The sequence below is a fragment of the Allobranchiibius huperziae genome (assembly GCF_013410455.1).
Taxonomy (GTDB): domain Bacteria; phylum Actinomycetota; class Actinomycetes; order Actinomycetales; family Dermatophilaceae; genus Allobranchiibius; species Allobranchiibius huperziae.
The window spans coordinates 2,236,107-2,254,143 of record NZ_JACCFW010000001.1 but is presented as its reverse complement, the minus strand read 5'-3'; the positions used below and the strand labels follow the sequence as shown (position 1 = coordinate 2,254,143).

The 18,037-nt window shown below is 70.9% G+C and carries 16 protein-coding genes and 1 riboswitch; of the genes, 10 read left to right on the top strand and 6 right to left on the bottom strand.

Going from position 1 to position 18,037, the window contains the following annotated elements; translation table 11 throughout:
• The first annotated feature begins 207 nt into the window (after nt 1–207).
• From HNR15_RS10600 to HNR15_RS10580, 5 genes are all read left to right on the top strand, one after another.
• Entirely contained in the window at nt 208–705 is a 498-nt protein-coding gene (locus HNR15_RS10600; protein WP_179481567.1) for a DUF4352 domain-containing protein, read from the top strand.
• Complete coding sequence (locus HNR15_RS10595) at nt 702–1,385, top strand: hypothetical protein (RefSeq protein ID WP_179481565.1); 684 nt, start codon at nt 702–704, stop codon at nt 1,383–1,385. Before HNR15_RS10600 ends, HNR15_RS10595 begins: the two co-directional genes overlap by 4 nt.
• A 106-nt stretch (nt 1,386–1,491) precedes the next feature.
• Nucleotides 1,492–2,175 (top strand): hypothetical protein, encoded by a 684-nt coding sequence (locus tag HNR15_RS10590; RefSeq protein WP_179481563.1) that lies wholly within the window; start codon nt 1,492–1,494, stop codon nt 2,173–2,175.
• 85 nt (nt 2,176–2,260) lie between these two features.
• The gene (locus tag HNR15_RS10585; protein WP_179481561.1) at nt 2,261–3,451 is read left to right on the top strand and encodes a DUF445 domain-containing protein; all 1,191 of its coding nucleotides are present in this window, start codon (nt 2,261–2,263) and stop codon (nt 3,449–3,451) included.
• 115 nt (nt 3,452–3,566) lie between these two features.
• A riboswitch (SAM riboswitch) is annotated at nt 3,567–3,684 on the top strand.
• Nucleotides 3,685–3,765: 81 nt separating this feature from the next.
• A complete protein-coding gene (locus HNR15_RS10580) occupies nt 3,766–5,082 on the top strand; it encodes a bifunctional o-acetylhomoserine/o-acetylserine sulfhydrylase (protein ID WP_179481559.1) in 1,317 nt (438 codons plus the stop codon).
• 324 nt (nt 5,083–5,406) lie between these two features.
• Here the strand turns inward: HNR15_RS10580 and HNR15_RS18825 are convergent, their stop codons facing one another.
• Nucleotides 5,407–5,679 (bottom strand): hypothetical protein, encoded by a 273-nt coding sequence (locus HNR15_RS18825; RefSeq protein ID WP_179481557.1) that lies wholly within the window; start codon nt 5,677–5,679, stop codon nt 5,407–5,409.
• A 39-nt stretch (nt 5,680–5,718) separates the two neighbouring features.
• On the opposite strand from HNR15_RS18825, the gene HNR15_RS18820 reads away from it, so the two are divergent.
• From HNR15_RS18820 to hrpA, 3 genes are all read left to right on the top strand, one after another.
• Nucleotides 5,719–6,375 (top strand): DUF4185 domain-containing protein, encoded by a 657-nt coding sequence (locus tag HNR15_RS18820; protein WP_179481555.1) that lies wholly within the window; start codon nt 5,719–5,721, stop codon nt 6,373–6,375.
• 43 nt (nt 6,376–6,418) lie between these two features.
• Nucleotides 6,419–7,009: an RNA 2',3'-cyclic phosphodiesterase gene (gene thpR, locus HNR15_RS10565; RefSeq protein ID WP_179481553.1), complete on the top strand. Its 591-nt coding sequence runs from the start codon at nt 6,419–6,421 to the stop codon at nt 7,007–7,009.
• 104 nt (nt 7,010–7,113) lie between these two features.
• Nucleotides 7,114–10,986, top strand: a complete 3,873-nt coding sequence (gene hrpA / locus HNR15_RS10560) for an ATP-dependent RNA helicase HrpA (RefSeq protein ID WP_179481551.1) — start codon at nt 7,114–7,116, stop codon at nt 10,984–10,986.
• A 21-nt stretch (nt 10,987–11,007) separates the two neighbouring features.
• Here the strand turns inward: hrpA and HNR15_RS10555 are convergent, their stop codons facing one another.
• Entirely contained in the window at nt 11,008–11,610 is a 603-nt protein-coding gene (locus tag HNR15_RS10555; protein WP_179481549.1) for a cysteine hydrolase family protein, read from the bottom strand.
• Nucleotides 11,611–11,804: 194 nt separating this feature from the next.
• Here HNR15_RS10555 and HNR15_RS10550 point away from each other — a divergent pair, with 194 nt between their 5' ends.
• Complete coding sequence (locus tag HNR15_RS10550; RefSeq protein WP_179481547.1) at nt 11,805–12,230, top strand: HIT family protein; 426 nt, start codon at nt 11,805–11,807, stop codon at nt 12,228–12,230.
• A 140-nt stretch (nt 12,231–12,370) separates the two neighbouring features.
• A complete protein-coding gene (locus tag HNR15_RS10545; RefSeq protein ID WP_179481545.1) occupies nt 12,371–13,288 on the top strand; it encodes a PAC2 family protein in 918 nt (305 codons plus the stop codon).
• A 64-nt stretch (nt 13,289–13,352) separates the two neighbouring features.
• Here HNR15_RS10545 and HNR15_RS10540 read toward each other — a convergent pair whose 3' ends face one another.
• Genes HNR15_RS10540 through HNR15_RS10525 form a run of 4 tightly spaced genes read right to left on the bottom strand, consistent with a single transcriptional unit; the run spans nt 13,353 to nt 17,987 of the window.
• Complete coding sequence (locus tag HNR15_RS10540) at nt 13,353–15,047, bottom strand: DNA polymerase (RefSeq protein WP_179481543.1); 1,695 nt, start codon at nt 15,045–15,047, stop codon at nt 13,353–13,355.
• A gap of 41 nt (nt 15,048–15,088) precedes the next feature.
• Nucleotides 15,089–16,633 carry a hypothetical protein gene (locus HNR15_RS10535; RefSeq protein ID WP_179481541.1) on the bottom strand — a complete coding sequence of 515 codons (1,545 nt, stop codon included), beginning with the start codon at nt 16,631–16,633 and terminating at the stop codon, nt 15,089–15,091.
• A complete protein-coding gene (locus HNR15_RS10530) occupies nt 16,630–17,151 on the bottom strand; it encodes a SufE family protein (RefSeq protein WP_179481539.1) in 522 nt (173 codons plus the stop codon). The genes HNR15_RS10535 and HNR15_RS10530 overlap by 4 nt, the downstream gene beginning before the upstream one ends.
• The gene (locus tag HNR15_RS10525) at nt 17,106–17,987 is read right to left on the bottom strand and encodes a sulfurtransferase (protein ID WP_179481537.1); all 882 of its coding nucleotides are present in this window, start codon (nt 17,985–17,987) and stop codon (nt 17,106–17,108) included. Before HNR15_RS10525 ends, HNR15_RS10530 begins: the two co-directional genes overlap by 46 nt.
• Nucleotides 17,988–18,037: the final 50 nt, after the last annotated feature.

Here is an 18,037-nt window from a genome sequence, read left to right as displayed (position 1 = left end):
GACTCGATCAGGTCGGCCTAGTGCGAGGAGGAGCGAGTGCGGGGGTCCGGACGCCGTGTGGGGTGGGTCGCCATCGCGGCGGGATGTCTCGGCCTCGTCACCGCATGCAGTGGTGGCGCACATGCGTCGTCCTCCTCCGCGACCACGGCGGCCTCTCGGCCACCGGCGCCGACCTCGCCGACCTCGCCGACCTCGCCGACCTCGAGCGTGAAGTCGGCCCGCTGCGACGCACCGCAGTTCGGGTCGGACCCTTCGCCGGACGCCCAGACACCTACCCGCCCCTGGGGCTCCGCGGTCGCCGTCCGCTCGGCTCCGGATCCGGACGGCCTGGACGGACCGCCGGCGGTCGTCCAGATCCTGGCCAAGACGCCGTCGCAGGTCGCCTCGCCGTCGGAGGCACCCGATCCGGGCCACGTGTTCGTCACGGTCGCCGTCACCCTCAAGGTGGTGGCCGGTTCGGACCATTCCGTGAGCGCTGACCAGTTCGCGCTCTTCGATCCGCGAGGCGACGCCTGCAAGGATGCCAAGGACTCCGATGTCGTGCCGGATGCCCAGCTGTTGCAGGACTCACACCCGAGCGCCGGGTCGCCACCCGCGTCCGGTGCCCTGGTCTTCGAGGTCGACGCCGGGTCCGACCCACGTGCGCTCGTGCTGGCCTACAACGGGGCGTTCAGCCGGGTCGCCAGTGCGCGGTGGCAGTCGTGACCACGGCCGGACGACGCGGTCGGCGGATGGGCACGCCAGGTCGTGGAGGTGTCTGGGCAGCGCTCGCAGCAGCCGGTGTGATCGCTCTCGCCGGGTGTTCGACCCGGGCACCGGGCGTCGTCGTGCCCCCGTCGCGCGCGGCGACGTCGTCGTCACAGCCGATACCGACAGTGAGCGAAGGCGGTGTCGCGGGCCCGGCGGGTACGGTCACCTGTCCGTTCGACGCCGACCTGTCGGCCGTGCTGAACCCGAAGGCGCAGGTCGTGTCGTTCGGGAAGACCGTGTCGGTGCTCACGGCGTACCCGGCAGCGAAGGTGCAGATCACGGTCGGGACGCCCAGGATCGTCAGCTCGCAGAGTGAGAACCCGCCGCCCGACGGGATGCAGTACGTCGCGTTCCCCACCCTCACCCACCTGGTCTCAGGTGCCTCCTACGGGCAGTCCGACGAAAACTTCGCGCTGTACGACCCGCACCGCATCTCCTGCCAGCAGGCGTCCGACTTCGACGACGTCCTTCCCGCGGGCCAGTTGCTGGCGTCGACGGCAACGGTCAGCACGGCGCATCGTGATGCACGGGGATCGGTGATCTACGAGACTCCCTCCGGCGCCGACCTGACGTCGTACACGCTCACGTTCGGAGACGACTCCGATGAGTTGGCGAAGGCGGAGTGGACGCGCTGACCCGCTCCGCGACACGAGCTGGCTCCAATGTGCCGCGTCGGGGCATCGCATGAAGGACACTGGTCCCCTGCTCCCCGATGTCGTCCCGTCCGTGAGGAATTCACCCATGTCGCGCGCCTCGTCCCTGTGTCTGCCGGCCCTGATCACGCTCGCCGCGACGACGGTCGCTGCATGCGGCACGGCGACCGCGCCCGGCCTCGAGACTCCCACTGTTGCGGCGTCGGGCACGACCTCGGCATCCTCCGCGCCGTCGGACTCCTCGAGCACGTCCGGTGACAGTGCCAGTCCCAGCACGTCGAGCAGTGCGCCGCAGAGCTCGGCCGGCGCAGTCTGCAAGACCGACTCCACCATCGGCCCGACGTACTCCGCGACCATGGCGACCAAGCCGTTCGGGACCATGGTGCAGGTCACCGATGAGCTCCAGCGCACGCTGCAGGTCAGCCCGGCCAAGCCGCGCCAGATCACGGCCGCGGACCCCAGCCTGCTGGACCCGGGAATGCAGTACGTTGCCGTCGACGTGCGTACCCATCTGGTGTCGGGGTACTCCCTCTATATGAGCTACATCGACTTCAACCTCTTCGATGCCGCTCACCGCACCTGCTACCGCACGAGCAGCCCCAGCGCGCTGCCCGAGGCCCAGCAACTGTCGGGGACCACGCTCAACTCGACGACCAAGGACGCCAACGGAGCCGTCGTGTTCGAGGTGCCGGTCGGCACCGACCTCAGCACCATGACCCTGGCGTTCGCGGGTGGTCTCAACGACACCCCACAGGCACAGTGGAAGGGCTGATCTGATCTCCGAAGTACCTCCCATCCCTCCTCTGGGTCCGCTGCTGGGCGCCGGTGACGCGGCCCGCCGCGCCGGTCTGCGCCGGATGCGGACGGTGGCGCTCGGGCTGCTGCTACTAGCGGCGGTGATCTTCGTGCTCACCCACGGCCATGGGGGAGTCTGGGGTTACGTGAACGCCGCGGCGGAGGCGGCCATGGTCGGCGCCGTCGCCGATTGGTTCGCCGTCACCGCCCTCTTCCGGCACCCCATGGGCGTGCCGATCCCGCACACCGCGATCATCCCGGAGCGCAAGGACGCCATCGGCGCGAGCCTCGAGGACTTCGTGGCGGAGAACTTCCTCACGCCCGACACGGTCCAGGAGCGGCTCGCAGCTGCGCAGATCCCGGCGCGGGTGGGGCGGTGGCTCGCGGTGCGCGACAACAGCGTCCGCGTCGTACGCACGGCAGCGCCGCCGCTCGCGCGCGGGCTGGAGTCCATCGACGACCGCGAGGTGCTGGAGCTGCTCGACCGGCTGGTCCTGCCCCGGCTGAGCAGGGAACCGATCGCCCCGGTGGCCGGGCACCTGCTCGAGGGCATCCTGCGCGACCGGTCGCACACGTCGCTGGTCGATCTCGGGGTGCGGGAGCTGCACGACTGGGTTGCGGCCAACCCCGAGACCATCGTGGCGATCCTCGGCTCCCGGGCACCCTGGTGGTCCCCGAAGTGGCTCGACGACACGGTGACCTCCCGTATCCACCTGGAGATCCTGCGATTCCTCGCCGACGTGCGTGACGACCCGGAGCACCAGACCCGGCAGGCGCTGGACCACCTGCTGGGGCAGCTCGCCCACGACCTGCAGCACGACGAGGCGACGATGGCCCAGGCCGAGTCGCTGAAGGAGCACCTGCTGAAGCACCCCTCGGTGCCGGGGACGGTGCTGGCCCTGTGGGCCTCGGTGCGGACGACGATCGTCGACGGACTGCGCGACGAGGACAGCGACCTGCACGCACGCCTGTCGCGCGCGCTGACCGATGCGGGGGAGCGGCTCGGGACCGACGAGGCCCTGCGCGACTCCATCGAACGCCGCCTCGAGAGCATCGTCGGCCACGTCGTCACGACGTACGGGCGCGAACTCACCTCGGTGATCACCACCACGATCGAGCGGTGGGACGGCAAGGAGGCGGCGTCGCGGATCGAGCTGCACGTGGGGCGTGACCTGCAGTTCATCCGCATCAACGGCACGATCGTCGGAGGCTTGGTCGGGCTGCTCATCTACACGATCGCCCAGCTGCTCTGACCTCGCGGTTGTCAGCGGATCTGTGGTGTCGGCGTCACGAAAGCGCTGACGACCGTCGTCCGTATATCGAGATTCACCTCGCGCCGGCCTTGGGGTGTCATAACCTCACGTTCTAGGTCATGAGTGCCAGCGTCAGGCCCCGGCGTGCTGGCCGGCAACCCTCCTCCGCGGTGGGGTGCCCCGGGTGAAGACCTGGCCGGTGGATGCCGATCGTCCCCCGGCAAGCGCGGATCGTGGGCCCCCCGCCATCCGCTGCAGCGTCGGCGCAGTGCGAGCTCGCCGGTGCCGCACCCTGCGTCACGAAAGGCGACACGATGACCGACAGCCCCGGCTGGTCCTTCGAGACCCGTCAGATCCACGCCGGCCAGGAGCCCGATGCGGCCACCACCGCACGCGCCCTGCCCATCTACCAGACGACGTCGTACGTCTTCCCGGACACCGACCGCGCGGCCAAGCTCTTCGGCCTGCAGGAGTTCGGCAACATCTACACACGACTGATGAACCCGACCACCGACGTGGTCGAGCAGCGCCTGGCCAACCTCGAGGGCGGGGTCGGCGCGCTGCTGGTCGCCTCCGGCCAGGCCGCAGAGACGCTGGCGATCCTCAACATCGCCGAGGCCGGGGACCACATCGTGGCCAGCCCGTCGCTCTACGGCGGCACCTTCAACCTGCTGAAGTTCACGCTGCCCAAGTACGGCATCGACGTGACCTTCGTGGAGGACACCAAGGACCCGCAGAGCTGGCGCGCAGCCGCCCAGCCCAACACCAAGCTCTTCTACGGCGAGACGATCTCCAACCCCAAGATCGAGATCCTGGACATCGAGGCCGTCGCGAACGTCGCGCACGAGCTCGGCGTACCGCTCGTGGTCGACAACACCGTCGCCACGCCGTTCCTGCTGCGCCCGATCGAGTACGGCGCGGACATCGTCGTGCACTCGGCGACGAAGTACCTGGGCGGGCACGGCACGGCGATCGCCGGCGCGATCATCGACAGCGGCAACTTCGACTTCGGCAAGGACCCGGAGAAGTTCCCCAACTTCAACACCCCCGAGGAGAGCTACCACGGGCTGGTCTACGCCCGCGACCTCGGCGTCGGAAGCCCGCTCGGCGCCAACCTGGCGTTCATCCTGAAGGCACGGGTGCAGGGTCTGCGCGACCTCGGGTCCTCGATCTCGCCGTTCAACGCGTTCCTGATCGCGCAGGGTGTCGAGACGCTCAGCCTGCGCATCGAGCGGCACGTGCAGAACACCCGCGCGGTCGCGGAGTGGCTGCAGCAGCAGGATCAGGTCGAGTCGGTGCGCTGGGCGTCGCTGCCCGGTGACGAGTACTACGAGCTGGCACAGAAGTACACGCCGCTCGGATCCGGCGCGGTGCTGGCGTTCGAGATCGCCGGCGGCGCCGAGGCGGGCAAGACGTTCGTGGAAGCGCTCACCCTGCACAGCCACGTCGCCAACATCGGCGACGTGCGCTCGCTGGTGATCCACCCGGCGTCGACGACCCACTCCCAGGGCAGCGACGAGGACCGGCTGCTGGCCGGTGTCACGCCGGGTCTGGTGCGGCTCGCGGTCGGGCTGGAGCACATCGACGACATCCTGGCGGACCTCGAGCAGGGGTTCGCGGCCGCCAAGTAGGCACCCGTCGTACGACGATCCGCCGCCGCTCCCGTCACCGGGTGCGGCGGCGGTTCGCATCGGGCGCTGGCGAACGTCGCTCCGGCACCTCGACCCGACGGTCGGACTCGAGGCCGCGCCGCGTCGCGCCGCCTAGGGTGGCCGGATGAGGGAGCCCCGCCGGGTCGTCGTCGCTGTGCTGACGATGATCTGCGCGTCGGCCCTCGCCGGTTGCGCCCTGCCGAGGGACGAGGCGCCGCCCAGTTACTCCGCTCGATCCTGGACCGGAGGGGCGGCTGCGCTCTCGACGGTCACCGCGTGCGGCGACGTGGCGCCCGGCCAGACCTACGACGTCGGCGAACTCAACTCCTGGATGCAGTCGTTGCAGGGCTTTCCGCTCTGGCGGGCTGCCGACGTGGGCGCGAGCACGCCGTTGAGCGACGGACGGGTGCTGTGGGCGTTCGGCGACACGCTGCGCGATCCGAGCGCGGCGAGCCGGTTCGCCGCGAACTCCATGCTCGTCACCTCGGGGTTGTGCACCTCGCAGGTGGTGCCGGCCGGCCGGGGTCCGGTGATCGCCGACACCCCGCCGACGGTGTGCTGGCCGACCTCGGTCACGGCCGTGCCCACCGCGCGCGGCGACCAGGTCTACGTCGCGTGCTCGCGCATCCGGCGTGGCACGTCGCTCCTGGACTTCACCATCTCCGGTACGGCGATCGCGCGGTTCGACGTGCCGCGTGGCGGGACGCCGGTGCCCGGCCCGGTGGTCGCCGTACCCGCTCTCAGGAGATCACCTGGGGTTCGGCCCTGGTCCGCGACTGGAACGAGGTGTACGTCTACGGCACCCGCGGCGGCTCCGCGCGTGGTGCGGGACGCAGCTTGTACATCGCGCGGGTGGCGGCATCCGGCGTACAGGATCCGAGCGCGTGGACCTACTGGAACGGCCTCGCCTGGGTCCCCGACGCCGCAGCCGCCCAACCCCTGCTCGGAAGGGACACCGTGAGCCAGGCCCTGAGCGTCAGTCACCTCGGAACCTCCTGGGTCGCCGTCTCGATGCGCGGCGGGGATCTGCAACAACGCGTGGGGGTGTGGACCGCAACGCAGCCGCAGGGCCCGTGGGCGCTCTCGCGCACCGTCGCGGTGCCGGCTCCCGGCGACGGCACCATCACCTACCAGCCGCTGGCACACCCCGAGCTGGCCCTGCGCGACGGCAACCTGCTCGTCTCGCTGTCTCGCACCGCCACGACCCTCGCGGGTATGGCGCAGGCGCCCCAGGCATCGCGCCCGGTGTTCATCGAGGTGCCCATGCCCTAGGGCTGCACGGAATGCCAGCACCCACAGGGTGGTTGGCACCCTCATGCCCCGTGTCTTCATCGCTCTGCGGCCCCCTCAGGAGGAGGTGGCGCGCCTCGACGACTTCCTCGACGTACGACGCGACGCCGCGCCGTTCAGCTGGACCGACGCCGAGCAGTTCCACCTCACCCTGGCCTTCCTGCCCGATGTCCCCGAACACCGCCTCGACGACCTGGTGGAGGCCGTCGCGGCGGCCGCCGGGCGCCGGGACCGGTTCGATCTGTGCCTCGGCGGAGGAGGGGCCTTTCCCGATCCCGCGCGCGCCAAGGTGATGTGGGTCGGGCTGCGCACCGACGAGCACGCCGACCAGGAACTGCAGGCGCTCGCGGCCGGCGTCCGTGGCTCCGCCGCCCACAGCGGCGCGCAGGTCGACGGACAGCGGTTCCGGCCGCACGTGACCGTCGCCCGCTGCGGTCGCCCGACCCCGCTCGACCGCTGGGTGCGTCTGCTCGACGGCTACAGCGGAGCGTTCTGGACGGCCGAGGAGGTCGAGGTCATCGCCTCCCACCTGGGCGAGGGGCCACGTGGCAGAGCGCGACACGAGGTGCTGGCGCGCCTGCCCCTCGGCGACCTCGGGCCGTCACCGTCCCTCTGAGATCCGGCTTCGCGATGGTGCTGAGCGCGACACACCGTCCCGAACGCGGATCTCACCTCAGCGCGACCTGCCCGGCCGGTACGGGAGAATGGACCAGATCCCCGATGACCCAGCCCTCACGCCGCACCCGCCCGACCCGCCGCCGCCCGCGTACGACGTCCGGGGGGCGTCCGCCGCGCCTGGACGAGGCCGCGCAGCAACGCCGCCGGTCGCTGCTGCCCGCGATCGAGTACCCGCCCCAGCTGCCGGTGGTCGCCGAGCGCGAGCGCATCCGTGCCGCGATCGAGGCGCATCAGGTCGTGGTCGTGGCCGGCGAGACCGGCTCGGGCAAGACCACCCAGCTGCCGAAGATCCTGCTGGAGATGGGCCGCGGCATCGCGGGGATGATCGGGCACACCCAGCCGCGCCGGATCGCCGCGCGCTCGGTCGCCGACCGGATCGCCGACGAGCTGCACGTCCCGCTCGGGGGAGTGGTGGGCTACCAGGTGCGCTTCGCCGACCACTCGGGCCCGGACAGCCTGGTCAAGGTGATGACCGACGGCATCCTGCTGTCGGAGCTGCGCCGCGACCGCGATCTGCGCCGCTACGACACGCTGATCATCGACGAGGCCCACGAGCGCTCGCTCAACATCGACTTTATCCTCGGCTACCTCAAGCAGCTGCTGCCGCGGCGACCGGACCTGAAGGTCATCGTCACCTCGGCCACCATCGATCCGGGCCGGTTCGCGGAGCACTTCGCCCAGCACGGCGTGCCCGCTCCCGTGATCGAGGTCTCCGGGCGCACCTTCCCGGTGGAGGTCCGCTACCGGCCCCTGGTCGAGGAGATCGCCGGGCCGTCCGGGCCCCAACTGGTCGACGTCGACCAGGTCACCGGCATCGTGCGCGCCGTCGAGGAGCTGTGGAGCGAGCCGGTGTCCGACGGGGGACCGCAGGACATCCTGGTCTTCTGCTCCGGCGAGCGCGAGATCCGTGACGCCGCAGAGGCGCTCGACGCCCTCGACCTCCCCGGCACCGCGACGCTGCCGCTCTACGCGCGGCTGTCCGCCGCAGAGCAGCACCGGGTCTTCGGCTCGCATGGCGGACGACGGATCGTCATCGCCACCAACGTCGCCGAGACCTCACTGACCGTTCCGGGCATCCGGTACGTCGTCGACAGCGGCACCGCGCGCATCTCCCGTTACAGCCAGCGCACCAAGGTGCAGCGTCTGCCCATCGAGCCCGTCTCGCAGGCGAGCGCGCGGCAGCGGTCGGGCCGATGCGGCCGGGTGGCCGATGGCGTGTGCATCCGGCTCTACTCCGAGGAGGACTTCCTCGGACGCCCGGAGTTCACGGATCCGGAGATCCTGCGTACCAACCTCGCCTCGGTCATCCTGCAGATGGCGTCGCTGGACCTGGGCGACGTGGCCCGGTTCCCGTTCGTGGAGCCGCCGGACTCCCGCCAGATCAGCGACGGCGTGCGGCTGCTGGAGGAGTTGCAGGCCGTCGAGGAGCGCGGCTCCCGGGGCACCCCGCGCCTGACCGCCGCCGGTCGCGCCATCAGCGCCCTTCCCACCGACCCCCGGCTCGCCCGGATGCTGCTCGCCGGCGCGGAGAACGGCGCCCTGGCCGAAGTGCTGGTCATCGTCGCGGCCCTGTCGATCCAGGATCCTCGTGAGCGACCGGCCGAGAAGCGTCCGCAGGCCGACCAGTCGCATGCCCGCTTCCGCCACGAGAGCAGCGACTTCCTGTCGCTGCTCAACCTGTGGCGCTATCTGAAGGAGCAACAGAAGGCGTTGTCCAGCAGCGCTTTCCGCCGGATGTGCCAGCGGGAGTATCTGCACTATCTGCGGGTGCGTGAGTGGCAGGACCTGCACACCCAGCTGCGCGAGGCCTGCAAACAGCAGGGGATGCGCCGCGCGGACAACCCGGCCGGAGAGGACGCCGTTCACCAGGCGATGCTCACCGGTCTGCTGTCGCACGTCGGTCTGCGTGACCGCGAGAAGCGCGACTTCCTGGGTGCCCGCGGCGTGCGGTTCGCGATCCAGCCCGGGTCGGCGCTCTTCCGCAAACCGCCGGACTGGGTGATGTCTGCAGAGCTGGTGGAGACCAGCCGGCTCTGGGCGCGGACGAACGCCGCGGTGGACCCCGCCTGGGTCGAGCGCGCCGGTGGTCATCTGGTGAAGCGCAGCTACGCCGAGCCGCACTGGGAGCGCCGCCGCGGCAGTGTGGTCGCCGCCGAACGGGTCACCCTCTACGGGCTGCCGCTGGCCGCCGGTCGCAAGGTCGACTACGGGTCGATCGACCCCGTGATGTCGCGCGATCTGTTCATCCGATCCGCGCTGGTCGAAGGCGACTGGGAGAGCCGGCACGCCTTCACCGAACGCAACCGTCAGACGCTCGCGCGGCTGCGCGATCTGGAGGCACGCACCCGGCGCCGTGACGTGGTGGTCGACGACGAGACCGTCTATGCGTTCTACGACGCCAAGATCCCCGAATCCATCGTTTCCGCAGCGCATTTCGACGCGTGGTGGAAGAAGGAGCAGCGCAGCTCACCCGACCTGCTGACGATGTCCGAGGACGACCTGCGCGGCGACGACGCCGCCGACATCGACCTCGACGAGTATCCGCGGACCTGGTCCAGCGGAGAGCTCGACCTGCGGCTCAGTTACCGCTTCGAGCCGGGATCCGACGATGACGGTGTGACAGTGCACGTCCCGGTAGAACAGCTCAACCAGGTCGACCAGGACGGTTTCGACTGGTTGGTGCCCGGCGTGCGCGGCGAGCTGGTGACCGCGCTCATCCGGTCGCTACCGAAGGCGACGCGTCGCAACTTCGTGCCCGCGCCCGACGTCGCGGCGAGGGCGCTGCCGCTGATGGACCCGGCGCGCGGCTCTATCACGACCGAGCTCGCCGGAGCACTCCAGCAACTGACCGGCGTGCGCGTCCCGGCCGACCAGTGGGACTGGGACCGAGTGCCCAACCACCTCAAAGCAACGTTCCGCGTTGAGGATTCGCGGCGCCGCGCGCTCTCGCACGGTGAGGACCTGTCCGCCCTGCGCGAGCAGCTGTCCGGTCGGGTGCGCTCGGTGCTGTCCCGGGCCGGCAGCGAGATCGAGCGTTCCGGACTCACCACCTGGGACTTCGAGGAGCTGCCCGCCGAGCTCGCCGAGCGCGTCGGCAAGCGGACCGTGCAGGGTTACCCGGCACTCGTGGACGAGGGTGACAGCGTCGCCCTGCGGGTGCTGCCGAGCGCCGCGGAGCGCGACGCCGAGCACCCGGCCGGCGTACGCCGCCTGCTGCTGCTGCAGTTGGACGTGCCCTGGTCGCGGTTGCTGGGGATGCTCGACAACGCCCAGCGGCTCGCGCTCGGTTGGGGACCGCACGCCGACCAGCAGGCGGTGCTCTCCGACGTCCTGGCCGCCGCCGTCGACGCGGTGGTGGCAGCGGACTCCTCACCGGGGCCGGTGCGGACCCGGGAGCGGTTCGACGCGGTGCTGCGGCAGACACGCCAGCAGGCGTCGGCGCAGGTGCTGTCGATCGTGGAGGGCCTGGTGCCCGTGCTGCACCACTCCCGCGAGGTGCAGCTCGCACTGGACTCGATGACCCGCCCGTCCGTCGCGGAGCTCGTCGCCGACGTGCGCCGGCAGCATGAAGGCCTCGTCTATCCCGGGTTCGTAGCGGCGACGGGCGCCTCCCGGTTGCGTGACCTGGACCGTTACCTGCGCGGGATGCTCGAACGCCTCGAACGTGCGCCGGAGGACATCGCCCGCGACGCCCAGCGGATGGACGAGGTGCACGCCGTCGAGCGGGAGCTCGGCGACCTCATCGAGGGTCTGCCGCCCGCCCGTCGCCGCGAGGACGCCGTACGCCGACTGCGCTGGCAGGTGCAGGAGCTGCGGATCAGCCTCTTCGCCCAGCGGCTCGGCACCTCAGGGGCGGTCTCGGTGCAGCGACTGCGCAAGGCGATGGACCGGATCGAGGCGGCGCCGACCACCTGAGGTGCCGTTCGATCGAACGAGTCAGCCCGGGATGTCGGAAGGTGTGGCCACGACGACGCCGAACAGGTCGGCGACGGCGGCCAGGCTGGCGGCCTGCAGGGCAGCGGCCGACACCGGGGCGCCGCCGTCCGTGCCCGGAAGATCCCGGGTCGCCGTCGCCCCAGCGACCACCGACGGCGAGTAGCCGAGGCTGAACGCGCCGCGCGCCGTCGAGTTCACGCACATGTGCGTCATGAATCCGGCGAGGACCAGGTCACGGCCGGGCCCGGCCTGCAGCCGGTCGTGCAGGTCGGTGCCGGTGAACGCGTTCGGGAACTTCTTGACGATCACCGGCTCGCCGTCGCGAGGGGCCACCCGCGAGACGATCTGGCCGATGTCGTCCTGAAGGTCGTAGGGCGAGCCCGGTCCGGAGTCATGCATGATGTGCAGGATCGGGACGCCGGCGTCCCGGGCGTTCGACAGCAGCTCCTCGGCCTGGTCCAGCGCCGCCTGGACGCCGTCCAGCTCCATGACGCCACGGGTGTAGGTGTTCTGCAGGTCGATCATGATCAACGTCGAGTCCGCCAACGGGGCGGGCGCCTCGGGCATGCCGCTCAACTGTCGCAGCGTCGCGTGCTCGGTCATCGCGGTCCCATCCAGTGCTGTCGATGCTCGGAGCTCCCACGCTAAGCCCGGCGGCGCCGCAGTGCCGAACCCGGTGAGAACTGCCGCACGCCGACGACGGCCGCGAGCCGCCAGCGCCACGGACGGGGATGAGACGGCACCGGTGACCTGAGATGCTGGCCGGACCCGATGTCCCTGCGGTCGAGAGGCGCCCCGTGAGCACCCTGTTCGAGAAGATCATCGACGGAGAGATCCCCGGCCAGATCGTGTGGCAGGACCCGGTGTGCGTGGCGTTCCTCTCGGTCGACCCGCTCACCGACGGACACACGCTGGTCGTGCCGCGTACGCCGGTGGATCAGTGGCTCGACGCTGACGACGACCTCATCGCCACCCTCATGTCGGTCGGCAAGGTGATCGGCCGCGCGCAGGTGCAGGAGTGGGGCGCACGGAGGGCGGGAGTGCTGATCGAAGGCTTCCAGGTGCCCCACCTGCACGTGCACGTCTGGCCCGCGAACGGTCACGGCGACTTCGACGTCAACGCCGTCACGCACGGACAGGACCCGCAGGTGCTGGCCACGAACGCCGACCGGCTCCGTGCGCGGCTGCGCACTCTCGGATACGGCGAGCAGGTCCCCGCCTGACGCGTGCCGGCGTCCCGCGCGGGCAGTGACGCAGACCGCGCGACGGGGGAGTGCCACGCGGGAATCGTGCGCGCTGGCCGGGCGTTGGAACGGGCAGAGGAAGGCGCGAACAGCGCATCATTCGTCAGCAGGAGAGCACCGTGCAGGATCCACAGGAGTTGTATCGCTTCGAGAACGACACCCATCCCAGCGAGCTGGGCGCTCACACGATGGTCGTGGCGCTCGGCGGCCTCATCGACGCTGGCAACACCCAGAAGCAGGTGGTGTCACACCTGCTCGGCACCCTCGAGCACACGGTGGTGGCGTCCTTCGACCTGGACCAGCTGCTCGACTACCGCGGACGCCGTCCGGTCATGACGTTCGACCGCGACCACTACAGCGACTACGACGACCCGGCGCTGACGCTCTTCCGGATGACCGACGACGACGGCACCCCGTTCCTGCTGCTCGCCGGCCCGGAGCCGGACTACCAGTGGGAGCGCGTGATCGAGGCCGTGCGGATGCTCGTACGCCGCCTCGGTGTGCAGCTCGTCGTGAGCGCTCACGGCATCCCGATGGCCGTGCCGCACACCCGCCCGGTCGGTATGACGCGCTATGCCAGCGACCAGCGGCTGATGCCGGAGAACAACCCGGTCTTCGGGATGGTGCAGATCCCCTCGAGCCTTGAGTCGCTGATGCACCTGCGGTTGTCCGAATCCGGCATCGACACTGCCGGATTCGCGATCCACGTGCCGCACTACCTGACCCAGACCGACTTCGGTGACGCCGCCGTGGCCGCGCTGCGGGCGGTGTGCGCTCTCACCGGCCTCAGCATCCCGATGCAGGAGCTGACCGCCGTCGCGGGACTGCACCGCGCCGAGATCGGCCGCCAGGTCGCCGAGAACCCCGACGTGGTCGAGGTGGTGCAGGGGCTGGAGCAGCAGTACGACGCGTTCCAGGAGGGACTGCAGCGGCAGAACCTGCTGGCCAACGAGATGGCCGAACTGCCGAGCGCCGACGAGATCGGCGCCGAGCTGGAGAAGTTCCTGCGCGACGAGTCGGGAGACAACTCCAACTGATCTCACGTTTCGGACATGCAGGGCGGGGCACATGTGCCCCGCCCTGCATGTCCATTTTGTCGAGTCAGGGCTTCGCGTCGGCCCAGCTGCGCACGATGCCGGTGGCGGAGACGAAACGCGCCGGTGAGCCCTCGGTCCAGCGGCGTGCGGCGTCCTGGAGCGCGGAGTCGACCGCGGCCGCCGTGGCGGGAGCGTGCTCCTCGGGCACGTGCACGAGGAGTTCATCGTGCAGGCACAGCACGATGCGGGCGTCGTACGCCGCGATCGCGTGCCGCGCGGTGAGCGCCCAGGCCTTGAAGAACTCCGCAGCAGCCCCCTGCACCACGGCGTTGCGGGAGAAGCGCCCCCGCGCCCGCGCCTGGGCCTGCTCGGTGCTGCGCGGCACAGTGATGAGTCGTCCGCCGTACGTCGTGATCGAGCCCCCGCTCTCACCGGTGGCCTGCGCTGCCCGCAGATACGCCATCGCGGTGGGGTAGGCCCGGTCCAGACCCTCCAGCGCCGCGGCCGCCTGACCCGCCGCGCCGCCGTACATCGCCGACAGGACCGCGACCTTGGCGATCGGCCGCTCGACCCGCAGCTGATCGGCCACGGTGCGGTAGAGGTCGTCCTGTGCGGTCGCGGCGATCAGGGCCGGGTCGCCGGAGACGACGGCCAGCACGCGCGGCTCGATCTGGCCGAGGTCGGCGCGTACGAAGAGGTGCCCGGGCGCGGCGACGACCGCCGGGCGCAGCGCGGCCGGCAGGTTGTGCAGCCCCGCCTCCGCGGTCATCCGCCCCGCCCCGCCGTCGAAGGAGTGCCACCGCCCCCGCAGTCGGTCATCGCGTCCGACATGGTCGCGCAGCCACGCCCAGCCGTACGTCGTCGCGATGCGCTCGTCGGCCCGCCACTGCAGCAGGGCGTCGACGACGGGGTGGGTGCTGCGGTATCGGTCCAGCTCCCACTTGCGGGTGTTGTCCACCCGGATCCCCAACCCGTGCAACATGTTGAGCACCTGCTCGGGGTTGCGCAGATCGACGGCCCGCCCCGGCGGGATCAGCGCCAGCACGGCGGTATCGCGGACCGCACGCGCGTCGATCTCGTCCTGCGGAGTGTGCGGCCGAGGTCCGGCCGAGGCCTCGATGAGCCGCTCGAGGGTGGGCCGGTGCACGGGCAGGCCGGTGCGCTCCAGCTCCAGCGCGAGCATCGCGGCGCCCGACTCGCTGTACGCCGTCGCCACCGCCCGAGGACGCTCCTGCAGCTGCTGTGTCTGCTGCTCGGCCACGCGCACGGCCAGATGCGCCCACTGCGAAGCGGTCGACCCCTCTGCGGCGAGGAAACCCGGTCGCAGGTAGCCCTGCTCGTCCAGGGGCTGCGGCCCGTCGCTCCCGACGGGCGGATCGTCCGGGCTGTCGAACAGATCACCCTGGTGGCGGGCAGGCACGCCGTCACGGTCCAGGCCCATCGCGCGGGCCCAGATGTGCTCGGGCGCGGCTCGGGCACCGCCGTGCAGCAGCAGGTCGGTCTGCAACAGGTCGAGTCCGCGGCCGGGGCGGATGCCGTGCGCGAGCAGCGCGCGAGGGACCTGGTCGGACCACCAGACCCAGCGCACGGGATGGGCGGTGTCGCCGTCCCGTGCGGCGATCAACTTGCCCGCGCGGACGGGTTCGGACAAGTGCGCCTGGTGGTCGATCTGCGCGGTGCCGGGTGAGCCGGCAGTCGTCGCGATGGCCACCTCGCCCGTGCGCGCGTCGACGGCAAGGCCGAGCAACGGGCCCCGCATCCACGAGGGATACGGGGCCCGTGCGGTGACAGTCGACTGGTTCAGCCTTGCCCGCCTTGGTCGTCGGTGCCGTGCTCGTCACGCTCGCCCTGCGGGCGCCGGCCACCGTCCTGACCATATTGGTTCTGCTGACCCTGTTGGTCATCGACGGGAAGTCCCGAGATGGCCGTGGTGGGCGCGTCGGCCGGATCGACCGGGGTCGAACTGTGCCCCTGTTGCCCCTGCTGCCAGGGCTGCTCGCCGTAGCCGCCCTGCTGACCCTGCTGGCCGTACCCACCGGACTGACCCGGCTGCTGGCCGTGTCCGCCCTGTTGGGAGGGCAGCTGGCCGTAGGCGCCCCCGGGGCCGGGCTGGCCGGATTGACCGGACTGAGGTGCGTATCCGCCCTGCTGGCCCGGCTGCTGGCCGTACCCGCTGCCGGACTGACCGGACTGACCGGACTGACCGGCCGGTGGGGTGTATCCGCCCGGCTGCTGGCCGTACCCACCCTGCTGAGCGGGCTGACCCTGACCGTAACCACCCTGCTGAGCGGGCTGACCCTGACCGTTACCACCCTGCTGGCCGTACCCGCTGCCCGACTGACCGCCCTGGCCGGACTGGGGTGCGTACCCGCCCTGCTGGCCCGGCTGCTGGCCGTACCCACCCTGCTGACCGTAGCCACCGGACGGACCGGGCTGGGCGGGCTGCTGGCCGTAGCCGCCCTGCTGTGCGGGCTGACCCTGCTGGCCCGGGTGCTGGCCGTAGCCGCCCTGCTGTGCGGGCTGACCCTGCTGGCCGTAGCCGCTGCCGGACTGAGGTGTGTATCCACCCTGCTGGCCCGGGTGTTGGCCGTACCCACCCTGCTGGCCGTACCCGCTGCCCGACTGACCGCCCTGGCCGGACTGGGGTGCGTACCCGCCCTGCTGGGCGGGCTGCTGACCGTAGCCACCCCGGTGGCCGGGCTGGCCCTGCTGGCCGTACCCGCTCTGCTGGGCGGGCTGCTGGCCGTAGCCACCCTGCCGGCCCTGCTGACCCGAGGACGAGCCGTACGCGCCGGGCGCGCCGTAGCCCTGGCCGTAGGCGCTGCCCTGCTGGTAGCCCGAGTACTGCCCCTGGGCGCCGCCCGCAGCCGTCTTCCTGCGACCCAGCAGGCTGAGCAGGACGACGCCGAGCAGACCGCCGATGAGCAGGATCAGGCCGAGGACGATGCCGGGTACCTTGAAGCCGCCGCCGACCTTGTCAGCGCGGGTGCCGGCGAACAGGTTGTTGCTACCCGCACAGTTGACGGTGTAGTCGCCCTTGGTCATGCCGTCGGTGCTGCGCGCGACCTCCCAGTAGGTGCTTCCGCCGCTCTTGACCGAGAAATCAGAGCTCGGACGCCCCATCGTGGAGGTCTTGCCGTTGGACACCGCCGTGCACACCGTGGCGGCGCGCGCGGCCTTGTCCTTGCTGTAGAGGGAGAAGCCGGCGTCGGAGGAGGTGACGCGGGCGCCGTTGGAGAACGACGAGACCTTCGCACCCCCACCGGAGGCGAATCCGATGATCAGCAGCACGAGGCCGATCACCGCGATCACTGCGGGGATCGCGATCAATGCCTTCTTGTTCATAGGTGTTCTCGAACCTCACCGGTGTGGTCGGGCACAGGCATCCCCGACGTACGTTCGCGGACCTGTCTCTTGATGCGGGAGAGCATGGCCAGCATCCCACGCATTCGCAACGGAGACACCGCTTCTGCGAGCCCGAACCTCCATGCGGCGTCATCGGGTACGTCGAGCACCGCACGCGCGGGCTGACCGTCGAGCCCGGCGTGCAGGATGCCGGCGAACCCCCGGGTGGTCGGCGCCTCCGGTGGGGCCTGGAAGAAGAGGCGCACCCGTTCCTGGTCGTCCACCTCGACCGCGAGGAAGAGCGGGGACTGGCACTCGTGCACCTGCTCGAGCTTGCCCGGCTCGTCCGCGTACCGCTGCGGCAGCGGTGGGAGCTCGTCGCTCAACTCCAACAGCAGTTGCAACCTGTCCTTGGGCTCCAGGGCGTTGAAGTCGTCCGCCAGCTCCGCCATCGGGGCGGGAAGGTCCTCGTTCACGGTGCGCCGGTCTCGATCGGCACCCGCACCGAGTTGCCCCATTCGGTCCACGAGCCGTCGTAGTTGCGCACCGATCCGAAGCCGAGCAGATGGGTGAGGACGAACCAGGTGTGCGACGACCGCTCACCGATGCGGCAGTAGACGACCACGTCGTCGTCGGGCGCGAGCCCCTGCTCGCCCTGATAGATCGCCTCGAGTTCGGTGCGCCCGCGGAACCGGCCGTCCTCGGCGGCCGCCCGCGCCCACGGCACGGATCGCGCGCCGGGGATGTGGCCGCCGCGCATCGCGCCCTCCTGCGGGTAGTCCGGCATGCTCAGCAGCTCACCGCTGTACTCGCCGGGGGAGCGCACGTCGACCAGCGGGCCGGGCAGGTGCGCCAGGACGTCGTCGCGGTACGCGCGGATGGGCGGGTCCTCGCGTCGTACGACCGGGTACTGCACCGGCGTCGCGGTGGGCACCTCGCGGGTCAGCGGGCGGTCCTCGGCCGCCCACGCGGCCCGGCCGCCGTCGAGGAGCCGCACGTCCTCGTGGCCGAAGAGCGTCATGACCCACAGCGCGTACGCCGCCCACCAGTTGCTCTTGTCGCCGTAGATCACCACAGTGGTGTCACGGCCGATGCCGCGCTCGCCCATCACCTGCGCGAAGTGCTCGCCGTCGACGAAGTCGCGGCTCACCGGATCGTTCAGGTCCAGGTGCCAGTCGAGCTTGTGCGCACCAGGGATGTGGCCGGCGTCGTAGAGCAGGACGTCCTCGTCGGATTCGAGCACGACGAGGTCCTCGCCGCGGTCCAGCGCGTCGGCCAGCCACTGCGTGGAGACGAGCCGCTCCGGGTGTGCGAAGTGCTGGAATGCCGGGTCGTTGTCAGTGGGGGCAGCCATGGCGCCACGGTACGCCGGGAGGATCAGCAGCCGGCGCCTGCGCAGCCTCC